General features: G+C 73.2%; 11 protein-coding genes. 5 read left to right on the top strand and 6 right to left on the bottom strand.

What is annotated here, in order from left to right:
* Positions 1–23: 23 nt before the first annotated feature.
* Both ACIRVF_RS08685 and ACIRVF_RS08680 read right to left on the bottom strand, forming a co-directional pair.
* Positions 24–101, bottom strand: a complete 78-nt coding sequence (locus ACIRVF_RS08685) for a putative leader peptide (RefSeq protein ID WP_101948289.1) — start codon at positions 99–101, stop codon at positions 24–26.
* Positions 102–256: 155 nt separating this feature from the next.
* Positions 257–3373, bottom strand: coding sequence for a hypothetical protein (locus ACIRVF_RS08680; protein WP_402815542.1), 3117 nt, complete (start codon positions 3371–3373; stop codon positions 257–259).
* Between the two features lie 459 nt (positions 3374–3832).
* Here ACIRVF_RS08680 and ACIRVF_RS08675 point away from each other — a divergent pair, with 459 nt between their 5' ends.
* The 4 genes from ACIRVF_RS08675 (at position 3833) to ACIRVF_RS08660 (ending at position 8867) form a co-directional block, all read left to right on the top strand.
* Entirely contained in the window at positions 3833–4675 is an 843-nt protein-coding gene (locus ACIRVF_RS08675) for a nitrilase-related carbon-nitrogen hydrolase (protein WP_402815540.1), read from the top strand.
* An 11-nt stretch (positions 4676–4686) separates the two neighbouring features.
* Entirely contained in the window at positions 4687–6117 is a 1431-nt protein-coding gene (gene hydA / locus ACIRVF_RS08670) for a dihydropyrimidinase (RefSeq protein WP_402815539.1), read from the top strand.
* Between the two features lie 113 nt (positions 6118–6230).
* Entirely contained in the window at positions 6231–7244 is a 1014-nt protein-coding gene (locus ACIRVF_RS08665; RefSeq protein WP_402815537.1) for a TIGR03842 family LLM class F420-dependent oxidoreductase, read from the top strand.
* A gap of 27 nt (positions 7245–7271) precedes the next feature.
* Complete coding sequence (locus ACIRVF_RS08660; protein WP_402815535.1) at positions 7272–8867, top strand: NCS1 family nucleobase:cation symporter-1; 1596 nt, start codon at positions 7272–7274, stop codon at positions 8865–8867.
* 51 nt (positions 8868–8918) lie between these two features.
* Here ACIRVF_RS08660 and ACIRVF_RS08655 read toward each other — a convergent pair whose 3' ends face one another.
* The gene (locus tag ACIRVF_RS08655; RefSeq protein WP_402815533.1) at positions 8919–9329 is read right to left on the bottom strand and encodes a glycosyltransferase; all 411 of its coding nucleotides are present in this window, start codon (positions 9327–9329) and stop codon (positions 8919–8921) included.
* A gap of 185 nt (positions 9330–9514) precedes the next feature.
* On the opposite strand from ACIRVF_RS08655, the gene ACIRVF_RS08650 reads away from it, so the two are divergent.
* Complete coding sequence (locus tag ACIRVF_RS08650) at positions 9515–9781, top strand: GlsB/YeaQ/YmgE family stress response membrane protein (protein ID WP_402815531.1); 267 nt, start codon at positions 9515–9517, stop codon at positions 9779–9781.
* Between the two features lie 139 nt (positions 9782–9920).
* Here ACIRVF_RS08650 and ACIRVF_RS08645 read toward each other — a convergent pair whose 3' ends face one another.
* The 3 genes from ACIRVF_RS08645 to ACIRVF_RS08635 all read right to left on the bottom strand — a co-directional run bounded on the left by ACIRVF_RS08645 (position 9921) and on the right by ACIRVF_RS08635 (position 12711).
* Positions 9921–10826 carry an ADP-ribosylglycohydrolase family protein gene (locus tag ACIRVF_RS08645; RefSeq protein ID WP_402815529.1) on the bottom strand — a complete coding sequence of 302 codons (906 nt, stop codon included), beginning with the start codon at positions 10824–10826 and terminating at the stop codon, positions 9921–9923.
* 199 nt (positions 10827–11025) lie between these two features.
* Entirely contained in the window at positions 11026–11613 is a 588-nt protein-coding gene (locus tag ACIRVF_RS08640; protein WP_402815527.1) for a TetR family transcriptional regulator, read from the bottom strand.
* An 84-nt stretch (positions 11614–11697) separates the two neighbouring features.
* Positions 11698–12711: an aldo/keto reductase gene (locus ACIRVF_RS08635; protein ID WP_402815525.1), complete on the bottom strand. Its 1014-nt coding sequence runs from the start codon at positions 12709–12711 to the stop codon at positions 11698–11700.
* Positions 12712–12778: the final 67 nt, after the last annotated feature.

Below are 12778 nucleotides of genomic sequence, written 5' to 3'. Positions count from 1 at the left end.
GGGACCGGCGGAGCGGAGCGAGGTCAACAGGCACAGATGGAACTCGCCTGGCGTCGCAGATCGACGTGCAGGCGGCAAACCAGAGTGGTGCCGGAGTCCATGCACCGGATCCTTTCCGAGCCGGTCGGACGAAGTCAAGCCGGGGCGCCCGCCTGTTGCGCCCTGTTAACTCCCCTGACTTCCCTGACTCCCCGGCTCGCCCGCCCGCTCGACCGCCTGCCCGCTCGCGGGCCCGGCCGCGAGGTGAGGCTCCGGCTCACCCCTCCGCAGGACGCCGTGGCGTCGGTGGGGTCGACGCCGACTGGCCGGGCACCGTCGGGGCCGGGCCCTCCGGTGGCTGCGCGGGAACGGAGGGCGCGGAGCCGTCCGCAGTGGCCGCGAGGGCCTGCTCGATCACCGGCCCGGCCTGCTCGCCCAGGTAGCGGCCGAGCGTCTGGTAGGCGTCGAACTGCTGGTGGTCGAACCACTGGTCGCTGGTGCCGTCGTTGGGGAAGGCCCGGTTGGCCACCGCGTAGGAGTGCAGCTCGTAGGGCATGTCGGCGGTCAGCACCGCCTGGAGGACGATCAGCGTGCCCTGCCGTTCGGAGTCCGGCTCGCCGTCGAGGGCCGGGTAGTGGATGTCCCCGGTGACCACGCCCCGGGCCGAGAGCCGGTCGGCGAGCTGGGTCGCCAGCCCCTGCAGGGGTGGGGTGTCCGTGCCCCGGTCGGCGGTGGCGCTGCCGGGGATCAGCCGCTCCGGCCGGTGCAGGGTGATGACGATGCCCAGCTCCTCCCGGGCCAGGGTGATCGCGGCGGCGAGGTTGCCCGCGTAGCCGGAGTCTCCGCTGGCGTCGATGCTCACCGCCGTCCGCACCCGGTGCCGCAGCAGTTCGACCAGGCCGAGGTTCTCGTAGTGCCCGCCGTCGGTGGTGAGCAGGAAGCGGTCGTCCACCGGGAACCGGCCGGTCAGCTCCCGCAGTTGGTACGGGAGCCGACGGACGGCGGGCTCCCCGGCGCGGCGCCAGTCGGGAGTACCGGACCAGGCCGGGCCGAGCTGGGCCGGGTTGGGCAGCCACGTCCCGAGCCGGGCGTTGGTCACCGCGAACAGCCCCTGGTAGACGCGGGACTGGCGGCCCATCGCGGAGGAGAAGGCGGCACCGGAGACGGCCATCGCCGACTGGACGGTGAGGTCCCGGGCGATGTGCCGACGGGTGCGCCGTTCCAGCAGGTCGGTGCGGGCGTACCCGACGTCCGGACCGCCCACGTAGTCGTGGGAGAGCGAGAAGGAGACCGCCCGACGGCCGGGCGGCGTGCGGGAGTTGCCGGACAGGTTGGCCGCGGCCGAGAAGATCACCTGCGGGAAGTCGGGGTGCCGGGCGGCGTAGTGGCTCAGCCAGGTCTGCTCCCGGTGGAAGTCGTACCGCCGGGCCAGCGTGCGGCCGCCCTCGGTGACCCGGCGGACGGCGAACGCCGAGGCCAGGCGCAGCCGGTAGAACGGGTGCAGGCTCATCCAGGTCTGGTCGAGATTGAGCCCGACCGCGCCGAGCACCAGCGGTAGCAGCACCTGGACGGCCGTCGGCCAGGCGTACCCGGTGGCGACCGCCCAGCCGAGGGCCAGCAGCGCGCCGGCCGTCAGTGCGGCGAGGGCCGCCCACACCACGAGGTACTGGGGGAGGTCGGTGGCCAGCCCGCCGCCGAGGCGGCCCGCGCCGCGCAGCGCCCCGCCGAGGACGCCCGCGCCCCGGCCGATCGCCCGGCGGTCGCGCCACAGTATGCCGAGCAGCAGGGCGACGTAGCTGAGCACGACCGTCAGGCTGAGCCCGGCGCCGGTCAGCTGCGGGCCGGCCGCCAGCGCCTGCTGGAGCCGGATCGCGCCCCAGGCCAGGCCCGGCACGGCCAGCACGCCGACGGCCAGCAGTCCGGCCAGCGCGAGCGCGGCGTAGTTGAGCCGGCGCAGCGCGCGCGGCAGCAGCGCCTGCCAGCCGAGCGGCGGGAAGGCCAGCAGCCACAGCAGCCAGCACCCGGCGGCGGCCGCCAGCAGTGCGCCGAGGGCGGCCAGCGCGGGCGTCCGGAACGCCAGGGCGCCCGGTACGGCGCCCGGGTGGCGCAGGCCGGCGGCCGCCAGAGCGTCCAGGTCGGTGAGCGGGACGGCGTGGTAGAAGCGGCTGAGGCCGAGGCCGAGCACCAGGACGGCGGCCAGCAGCAGGGTGAGCGCGGACAGCAGGCCGCGCAGCAGCGTCCCGAGGGCGACCAGCCATTCGCCGGCGCCGTCGGCGATGTACTTGCTGTGGCGGCGGAGGTGGTCCTCCTCCGGGGAACCGGGTTCCATCACGGTGTCGGCGGTCAGACCCGAGACCGCGTGCACCGGGCTGCCGGGCGCGGAGTCGCTGAGCGCGAGCTGCAGCGCGCCCACGGTGTAGCCGCCGCCGGAGACGGAGACCAGGTAGCGCGCGCGTTTCAGCCACGGGCGCAGCGCCTGCAGCGCGCCGAGCGTGACGCAGGCCGAGCGGATGCCGCCGCCGGAGGCGCAGAAGCCCAGCTCGGCGGGTTCGCGGCCGGGCGGCACCCGGCCGGCGTCGCGCCAGTGGGTGTGGGCGCCGGGGGCGTCGACGACCGGTGCGTCCTGCTGAGTTCCGCGCCGCGGCCGGCCGTGCCGCGGGGCCACCGGCCAGGGCGGGATCAGCGCCGGGCGCTGCGGGTCGGCGTCGTCGGCGGGCTTCGCTGCCCGGGGCCGGAGGCCGCGCACCGCCCGGGCGGCCGTCACCGCCAGCAGGCCCGCGCCGGCCACTCCGGCGGGCAGGAGCAGCAGCCAGGCGACGGTGGCGAGCGCCGCCGCCACCGCGAACGGGGTGTCGGAGCGGCCGTGGTCGAGTCCGAGGCGCAGCAGGACGTTCGCCGCGAGGTCGCAGCCCGCGGCGAGCAGACCCGCGGCCCCGACCGCGAGCGCCGGGGCGAGCCGGAGCCGCCGCCCGAGCACGTACCCGCCCAGCAGTGCGGCGGCGGCCAGCGTCAGCCCGTAGCCGCCGACCAGCCAGGGTTCGGCGCGCAGGGCGGCCCGGTACGCGGAGGGGCGCTCGCCCGCGACCGCCTCGGCGGCCGCCCGGGAACCGGCCAGCTGCAGGGCGGTCAGACCGGTCCGCGGCACCGGTGACCGGCTCAGCAGGAGGCCGAGGGCGAGCGGCAGCAGGGCCGCGAGCGAGAGCAGCAGCCCCGCCCAGGCGGGCAGGGCCGGCGGCTGCCGCGCCGGGCCGGCGCCTCCGGGCGTCGGGACCGTCCCGGCCGGTCCGGAGGTACCGGCCGCCCCGGCCGCCCCGGCCGTTCCGTCCGGCGCCGACGCGCCCGTCGGTGCCGTGGTGCCCGCCGTACGTTCCTCGTGCCCCTCGACCGCTGCCATCCGTACCACCCCCCGGTTCGGCCTCCTGCCGACCGCCGACCCCTGCGCCTGATCCGCGAACGATCCCTTTGGTCCCCGAAGTGTCGCCTCCAAGTCGTCAGATGACGGTCCGTCGAGGCGCTCACGCGCGTCTTACCCTGCCGTGGCCGGTTCCGCACTCCCGGTGACCGCTTTCACTCGAATGAGTAAGGAGGTCGCGTCCGGGGTAGATGAGCGTTTCATCCCACTCAGGACTGATCGCGTGTCCGCGTAACGAGATCGCCCCAGACGCGTTACCGCCAACGTATTGTCAGGCCACCGAGGCCCGGCCTACCGTCTACAGATCGCTTTCTACGCACGTAGACCCATCCTGTGGACCCCTGCGGTTCCCGAGCGGATCCGCAGGGCGAGACCCGCCCCGTCAACCCTCAGACCGCGGGCCCGGCCATCCGGCCGGGACGCGGAGTTGCGGAGGTACCCATGTCGCAGATCGTCCGTGCCGCGCTCGTCCAGACCCGCTGGACCGGTGACCAGGAGAGCATGATCGCGCTCCACGAGCGGTACGCCCGCGAGGCCGCCGCCCAGGGAGCCCGGATCATCGGCTTCCAGGAGGTCTTCAACTCCCCGTACTTCTGTCAGGTCCAGGAGCCCGAGCACTACCGCTGGGCCGAGGCCGTCCCGGACGGCCCGACCGTGCGCCGGATGCAGGACCTCGCCCGCGAACTCGGCCTGGTGATCGTCGTTCCGGTCTACGAGGAGGAGCAGACGGGGGTGTACTACAACACCGCCGCGGTGATCGACGCGGACGGCAGCTACCTCGGCAAGTACCGCAAGCACCACATCCCGCAGGTCAGGGGCTTCTGGGAGAAGTACTACTTCAAGCCCGGCAACCTCGGCTGGCCCGTCTTCGACACCGCCGTCGGCAAGGTCGGCGTCTACATCTGCTACGACCGGCACTTCCCCGAGGGCTGGCGCGCCCTGGGCCTGGCCGGCGCGCAGATCGTCTACAACCCCTCCGCCACCAGCCGCGGCCTGTCCGCCTACCTGTGGCAGCTCGAACAGCCCGCCGCCGCCGTCGCCAACGAGTACTTCGTCGCCGCCATCAACCGGGTCGGCACCGAGGAGTACGGTGACAACGACTTCTACGGGACCTCCTACTTCGTCGACCCGCGCGGGCAGTTCGTCGGCGACGTCGCCTCCGACAAGGAGGAGGAACTCGTCGTCCGCGACCTCGACCTCGGGCTGATCGAACAGGTCCGCCAGCAGTGGGCGTTCTACCGCGACCGCCGGCCCGACGCCTACGGACCGCTCGCCGAGGCCTGAGGAGCACCGCGATGACCACCCGCGACCCGCAGCAGCGCACCGTCGTCCGCGGCGGCCTCGTCATCACCGCCACCGAGGAACTCCACGCCGACGTCCTGATCGAGGGCGAGCGCGTCGCCGCCCTGGCCGCCACCGGCAGCGCCGCCGCCGAGGCCTGGACCGCCGACACCGTCATCGACGCCGACGGCCACTACGTCATCCCGGGCGGCGTCGACGCCCACACCCACATGGAGCTGCCGTTCGGCGGCACCGCGGCCTCCGACACCTTCGAGACCGGCACCCGCGCCGCCGCCTGGGGCGGCACCACCACCATCGTCGACTTCGCCGTCCAGCCGGTCGGCGGCGCGCTGCGCGAGGGCCTGGACACCTGGCACGCCAAGGCCGAGGGCAACTGCGCGATCGACTACGCCTTCCACACCATCGTCTCGGACGTCAACGACGCCGTCCTCAAGGAGATGGACACGCTGGTCGACTCCGGTGAGTCCACCTCCTTCAAGCTCTTCATGGCCTACCCCGGCGTCTTCTACAGCGACGACGGCCGCATCCTGCGGGCCATGCAGCGCGGGGCGGCCAACGGCGGGCTGATCATGATGCACGCCGAGAACGGCATCGCCATCGACGTCCTGGTCGAACAGGCCCTCGCCGCCGGGCACACCGCCCCGCGCTTCCACGGCGAGGTCCGGCGCGAACTGCTGGAGGCCGAGGCCACCCACCGGGCGATCAAGCTCGCCCAGGTGGCCGGAAGCCCGCTCTACGTCGTGCACGTCTCCGCCGCCTCCGCGCTCGACGAGATCGCCCGGGCCCGCGACACCGGGCTCAACGTCTTCGGCGAGACCTGTCCCCAGTACCTCTTCCTCTCCACCGACAACCTCGCCGAGCAGGGCGCGGACGGCTTCGAGGGCGCCAAGTACGTGTGCAGCACACCGCTGCGGCCGCGCGAGCACCAGGAGGCGCTCTGGCGTGGCCTGCGCACCAACGACCTCCAGGTGGTCTCCACCGACCACTGCCCGTTCTGCTACGTCGGGCAGAAGGAGCTCGGCCGCGGCGACTTCTCGAAGATCCCCAACGGCCTCCCGGGCGTGGAGAACCGGATGGACCTGCTCCACCAGGCCGTGGTGGACGGGCACATCAGCCGACGCCGCTGGGTCGAGATCGCCTGCACCACCCCGGCCCGGATGTTCGGGCTGCACCCGCGCAAGGGCACCGTCGCGCCGGGCGCGGACGCCGACCTCGTCGTCTACGACCCCACCGCCGTGCAGACCGTCTCCGCCGCCACCCACCACATGAACGTGGACTACTCGGCCTACGAGGGCCGCCGACTCACCGGCCGGGCGCGGACGGTGCTCTCACGCGGCACCGTGGTGCTGGACGACGGCCGCTGGCTCGGCCGGCCCGGGCACGGCACCTTCCTGCGCCGCGACACCTGCCAGTACCTGACCTGACCCCGCTCCCCGCGTCCTCCGTCCTTTCCCCCGTGCCCGGGCCCGGGGCCGTGCCGCGCGCCGTGCGGGCCGACCCCGGGGCCGCCCTCCCGACCCCCTCCCCGGAGCCATCCATGGACATCGGCCTCGTCCTGCAGACCGACCCGCCCGCCCGCCTGCTCATCGACCGGATGATCCGCGCCGAACAGGCCGGGTTCAGCCACGGCTGGACCTTCGACTCCTGCGTGCTGTGGCAGGAGCCCTTCGTCATCTACAGCCGCATCCTCGCCGAGACCGAGCGCCTGACCGTCGGCCCGATGGTCACCAACCCCTCCACCCGCACCTGGGAGGTCACCGCCTCCCTGTTCGCCACGCTCAACGACATGTACGGCAACCGTACGGTCTGCGGCATCGGCCGCGGCGACTCCGCCATGCGCGTCGCCGGACGCCGGCCCGCCACCCTCGACCGGCTCTCCCAAGCCATGCACGCCGTCAAGGAGTTGGCCGAAGGGCGCACCGTCGAGGTGGACGGCACCGAGATGCACCTGCCGTGGGTCGCTCCCGGCGCCTCCCTGCCGATCTGGATGGGCGCGTACGGGCCCAAGGCCCTTTCCCTGACGGGACGTCAGGCCGACGGGTTCATCCTGCAGTTGGCCGATCCGTACCTCACCGAGTACATGGTCAAGGCGGTCCGGGAGGCGGCGGTCGAGGCGGGTCGGGACCCGGCCTCGGTCACCATCTGCGTGGCCGCGCCCGCGTACGTCACGGCGGACGACTCGCCCGCCGCGCTCGCCCACGCCCGCGAGCAGTGCCGCTGGTTCGGTGGGATGGTCGGCAACCACGTCGCCGACCTGGTCAGCCACTACGGCGAACACTCCGGCCTGGTGCCCGACGCCCTCACCGACTACATCAAGAACCGCCAAGGCTACGACTACAGCCACCACGGCCGCGCCGGGAACCCCGACACGGCCTTCGTCCCGGACGAGATCGTCGACCGCTTCTGCCTGATCGGGCCGGTGGAGACCCAGCGCGCCCGGCTCGCCGAACTCCGCTCGCTCGGCGTCGACCAGTTCGCCGTCTACGCCATGCACGACGCGGTCGAGCCCACCATCGACGCGTACGGAACGGACGTCATCCCCCACCTCTGACCCCCCTGCGGCAGACGGGAATTGCCCATGACCGACACCGCGACCGGCGGCGGAAGACAGCGGCAGCACCCCGACGGCCGGGTCGAACTCGACCCGGTCGACGGGGCGTTGCCGTCCAACGGCTTCACCAGTGAGGACCTCCGGCCGGTCCCGGTGCGGCGGCGCACCTGGACCACGTACAACTTCCTCGCCCTGTGGGTCGGCATGGCCCACAACATCCCGTCCTGGACGCTGGCTTCGGGCCTGGTCGCGATCGGCATGGACTGGAAGCAGGCGGTGCTGACCATCGCGCTCGCCAACCTGATCGTGCTCGCGCCGATGCTGCTCACCGGGCATGCGGGCACCAAGTACGGCATCCCGTTCCCGGTGTTCGCCCGGGCCTCGTTCGGACTGCGCGGCGCCAACCTGCCCGCGCTCATCCGGGCGGCGGTGGCCTGCGCCTGGTTCGGCATCCAGACCTGGATCGGGGGTGAGGGGATCTTCCTGCTGGCGGGCAAGCTGGTCGGCGAATCCTGGCGCACGGCCACGGAGTTCGGCGGATACCCGTGGACGCAGTGGGCCTCCTTCCTGCTGTTCTGGCTGGTCGAGATGGTCATCATCGCCCGGGGGATGGAGGCGCTGCGGCGCTTCGAGAACTGGGCGGCGCCGTTCGTCATCGTCGGCGCGCTCGCCCTGCTGGGGTGGATCGCGGTGAAGGCGGGCGGCCTGGGGCCGCTGCTCGACCAGCCGTCCAGGCTGGGCTGGGGCGGCGGGTTCTGGAAGGTCTTCTTCCCGTCGCTGATGGGGATGATCGGTTTCTGGTCGACGCTGTCGCTCAACATCCCCGACTTCACCCGCTTCGGCGGCACCCAGCGCGCCCAGATCCGCGGCCAGGCGCTCGGCCTTCCGACGACGATGACGCTCTTCGCGCTGCTGTCCGTGCTGGTCACCTCCGGGTCGGAGGCGGTGTACGGCGAGCCGGTGTGGGACCCGATCAAGCTCGCCGCCAAGATGGAGAGCCCGGCCGCCGTGCTGTTCGCGCTGCTGACCGTTCTGGTCGCGACGCTCTCGGTGAACATCGCCGCCAACGTCGTCTCGCCGGCCTACGACCTGACCAACCTGGTGCCCCGGTTCATCAACTTCCGTACGGGGGCGCTGATCACCGGCGTGGTGGGGATCGCGATCTTCCCCTGGAAGCTGACCGCCGACCCGCACGTCTACATCTACGTCTGGCTGGGCGTGGTCGGCGGCCTGCTCGGAACGGTCGCCGGGGTGCTGATCGCCGACTACTGGGTGCTGCGCCGCACCCGCCTCCAACTCGTGGAGCTGTACCGGCCGTTCGGCGCGTACTGGTACTCGGGCGGCTGGAACTGGCGGGCGGTCACCGCTCTGCTGGTCGGCGGTCTGCTGGCGATCGGCGGCTCGTACTCCGCCCTCGACGACCGCGGCGCGAAGCAGGGCCCGTTCCCGGTCGACGGGGTGATCCCCTTCCTCAAGCCCCTCGCCGACTACGGCTGGGCGGTCGGCTTCGCCTCCGCCTCGGTGGTGTACCTGGCGCTCAGCGGACTGGCTCAGCGGACTGGCGCGGCGGGCGGGGGCGGGGGCCGGGCCGGGGGCCGGGTCGGGGTAGCAGCTGACGGATAACAGATGATGAAATCTGTTATCCGTCAGCTGTTATCCGTCGGTTGTCAGTTGTCAGCTGTTCGCCGCCGTGATGGTGGGGATGCCGGCCGCCTCGGCCGCGACCCGGCCGAGCGCGCTGGTGGTACTGGTGGTGAGCAGCAGGTCGGTGCCGAGAGCAGTGGCGGCGGCGATGCCGTCGCCAAGGGCGGGCATGAACCACCTCCGGGCGAGACGAAGGAGTTGCAGCACGGTGGCGGGCCCGCTGGCCGCCCGCAGCAGCCGTCGGCCCTGGTCGGAGGCGAGTTCGGTGCGCGGGTCCCCCGGCAGCGGGCGGGACTCCGGACCGGCGGCCCGTACCGAGTCGGCGGAGGTGGCGTGGGTGGCGACGGCCACCTGATGTCCGGCCGCCCGCAGGCGGACGCCGAGACCGGCGAAGGTGTCCACGCCGCCCCGGGAGCCGGCGGTGGCGATCAGGATGCGCATGGCCGCGATATTTCGGCGGTTACGTCCGGTCCGGAAGGGCGCCCCGCGCGGACCGGTCGGTTCCGGCTGGCCGGATCGCACCGCTCGGCTCGGCCGGCCGGAACCGGGCCGATGGGGGACGGCGTCCTTCGGAGCAGGGCGTGCGGGACGGGGCCGTCGCGCCACGGACGGGAGGGATGGGTCGGATGAGCATCATCGCGTGGATCGTGCTGGGTCTGGTGGCCGGAGCCCTGGCCAAGCTGCTGCTGCCGGGGCGGGACCCGGGCGGCCTGATCGTGACGACCCTGATCGGGATCGCCGGTTCCTTCGTCGGAGGCTGGATCGCGTCGCACTTCATGCATCGCTCCATCAACGCCCGCTTCTTCGACGGGCCGACCTGGGTGTCCGCGATCGGCGGTGCGCTGGTGCTGCTGATCGTCTACCGGCTGCTGTTCGGCAACTCGCGCCGCTGACGGCGGCGTCGGGAGACGTTGTACGGGCCGGTGCCCTGGGGCGGCTGCCCGGGGGGACGGGCCGCCATCCGCGCACGGCGGGCGGGCGGTGGCGTGCTCCGGTCCGGCGTGTCCCGGAAGGCCGTACTCGCCTCGGCGCCTACAGCCCGGCGACCCAGTCGGGGAGGTCCTCGCAGGCGGTGAGCCAGGGGGCCGGGACGTCGGCGAGGCCGGTGCGGGCGGCCACCACGCCGGAGGCGATGGCGCAGGTGGTGTCCATGTCGCCCCAGCCCTCCAGGGTCTGCCAGATCGCCTCGGGCAGCGAGTCCAGTTGCCCGGCGGCGGACCAGAGGGCGAACGGGACGGTGTCCGGGGCGGAGATCAGCGATCCCGAGCCGAGCACGGTGGCGGCATGCCGGATGCTGGTGTGTTCCGGCAGCCGGGCGGCGGTCCGCAGTCCGGAGCGGACGTCGCTGTCCGGCAGCCGCTCGGCGACCTCGGTGAGCAGCTCGGCCCGGCCGGGCGACCGCTCGCCCCGGCTCCGGGCGGCGAGTGCAGCGGCGAGCGCGACCGCCACCGCCCCGGCCACCGCCTCCGGGTGGAAGTGGGTGGTGGACGCCTGGAGTTCGGCCTGCCGAGTGACCTCGTCCAGGTCCTCGGCGAACCAGGCACCCAGCGGGGCCACCCGCATCGCGGCACCGTTCCCGTACGAGCCCTGGCCCTCGAACTGGCCCGAGGTGATGGCGCGCCAGTCCCCGCCGGTGCCGATCCCGCGCAGTACCCGGTGCATGGAGGGGCCGTACTTGCGCTGGTACTCCCGGGCGTACTCGGCCGCGAACTCCCGGGCCAGCGCGTCCTGCCGGACTTCGCCGTGGACGGCGAGGTGGCGGACCAGGACGAGGGCCATCGCGGTGTCGTCCGTCCAGTGCCAGGGCGCCGGGCGGGTGAGGCGGGCGGCCAGGTCGGCGGGGGCCTCGTCGACGGGGACGGAGAACCACCGGTCGCCGAAGGCGTCGCCGAGCGCGAGCCCCCGAAGGCTGTCCAGGACCGGGCCGGCCGAACGCATGTCATCCTCCAGGTGAGATCAACTGTGGGCGGCAGTCTGCCGGAGGCGGCGAGGCGCCGGCGACCGGATTACGCTCCGGTCGCCGGCGCCTCGATGACTCGATCCGACGATCCGACCCGTCGACCGGACGATTCGTCGACCCGTCGACCCGTCGACCCGACGATTCGACGATCCGATTCGGCGGGCCGGATCGGGTCGGCTACTTGGCCTTCAGTCCGCCGAGGACGAGCTTCCAGACGGCCCTGAAACGCTCGTCCGCGGTCGGCTCGGACCAGGTGGACGCGTAGGCGGGGTCGTGGAAGGGGGCGGTGGCGTCGAAGACCGCGCGGGCGGTGCTGAGGATGTGGGCGAGCTTGAACTCCCCGGCGTCCACGCCTTCCTGGAAGATCTCGGCGATCTGCCCGACCAGCGTGTCGATGTGCGCCTCGACGGTGCTGCTGTTCTCCTCGACGAGCACCATGTAGGTGGCGAACAGCTCCGGGTCGTCCAGAGCTTTCTTCCGCTTGGCCGCGAACAGCATGGTCAGCCAGCGTTCGAGGCGCTGGGTGGCGCTGCCGCCGTCGTGCATGACGGACTTCAGCTCCCCCTGTGCCTGGTTGAGCCAGCGCTGGGTGACCGCCTCGCGCAGGGCCGCCTTGCTGGGGAAGTGGCGGTAGACGCTGCTGTGGCTGACGCCGAGTTCCCGGGCGACGTCCACGACGGTGGCCTTGGCCGGGCCGAACCGCCGGAGGACTTCCTCCGCCGCGAGGAGGATCTGCTCGGCGGTGAGTGCGGTGTCCGTGGTCACGGGGGCCGTCCTTAGGGTCGTGCGGTCGGGGTGGCGCTGAGGGTTTCCGCTGGTCGGCGTGGGGCCGGGGCAGTGTGGGCCGGGTCAGCGTTCGCTGTCCAGGCGCGCCATCTGCGCGGCAGCGTACCGGTCGCCGGCGGCGGCACCGGCGGGGACGGCGGCCTCGATGGCGGCGAGGTCGGCCGGGGTCAGGGTGACGTCCAGCGAGCCGAGGGCCTCGGCCAGCCGGTCCCGGCGGCGGGCGCCGACCAGCGGGACGACGTCCTCGCCGCGGGACGAGACCCAGGCGATGGCCACCTGGGCCACGCTGGCCCCCTTCGCGTCGGCGACCGTGCGCAGGGCCTCGACCAGTGCGAGGTTGTGGGCCAGGTTGTCGCCCTGGAAGCGCGGGCTGTCGCCGCGGAAGTCGGTGCCGGCGAGCGAGCGGTCCGGGCTCCAGTGGCCGCTGAGCAAACCGCGCGAGAGCACGCCGTACGCGGTGATGCCGATGCCCAGTTCGCGCGCGGCGGGCAGGATGGCGGCCTCGATCGAGCGGGTGAGCAGGGAGTACTCGATCTGCAGGTCGCTGATCGGGTGGACGGCGGCGGCGCGGCGCAGGGTGTCGGCGCCGACCTCGGACAGGCCGATGTGGCGGACGTAGCCGGCCTTGACCAGGTCCGCGATGGCGCCGACGGTCTCCTCGATCGGGACCTTCGGGTCGAGTCGGGCCGGGCGGTAGACGTCCACGTGGTCGGTGCGCAGGCGGCGCAGGGTGTAGGCGAGCGCGGTCTTGGTGGCGGCCGGACTGCCGTCGTAGCCGAGCCACTGGCCGTCCGGGCCGCGCTGGGCGCCGAACTTCACGCTGATCTGCACGCTCTCGCGGTCGCGGCCGCGCAGGGCCTCGTGGATCAGCAGCTCGTTGTGGCCCATGCCGTAGAAGTCGCCGGTGTCGAGGAGGGTGATCCCGGCGTCGAGCGCGGCGTGAACGGTGGCGATGCTCTCGGCCTCGTCGGCGGGGCCGTAGAGGTCGGACATGCCCATGCAGCCGAGGCCGAGGGCGGAGGTGACCGGCCCGGAGGCGCCGAGGCGGCGCTGGGCGGGGCGGGTGGTCGAGGCCATGAGAACTCCAGGGGCGAGTGCGGCGCCGGGTGGCGGAGGGCAATGTGACCCGGGTCTCACTATGGCA

It is taken from the genome of Kitasatospora sp. NPDC101157, assembly GCF_044768255.1.
In the GTDB taxonomy this organism is placed as follows: domain Bacteria; phylum Actinomycetota; class Actinomycetes; order Streptomycetales; family Streptomycetaceae; genus Kitasatospora.
The sequence above is the reverse complement of the archived record's forward strand: the minus strand, read 5'-3'. Positions and strand labels throughout refer to the sequence as shown.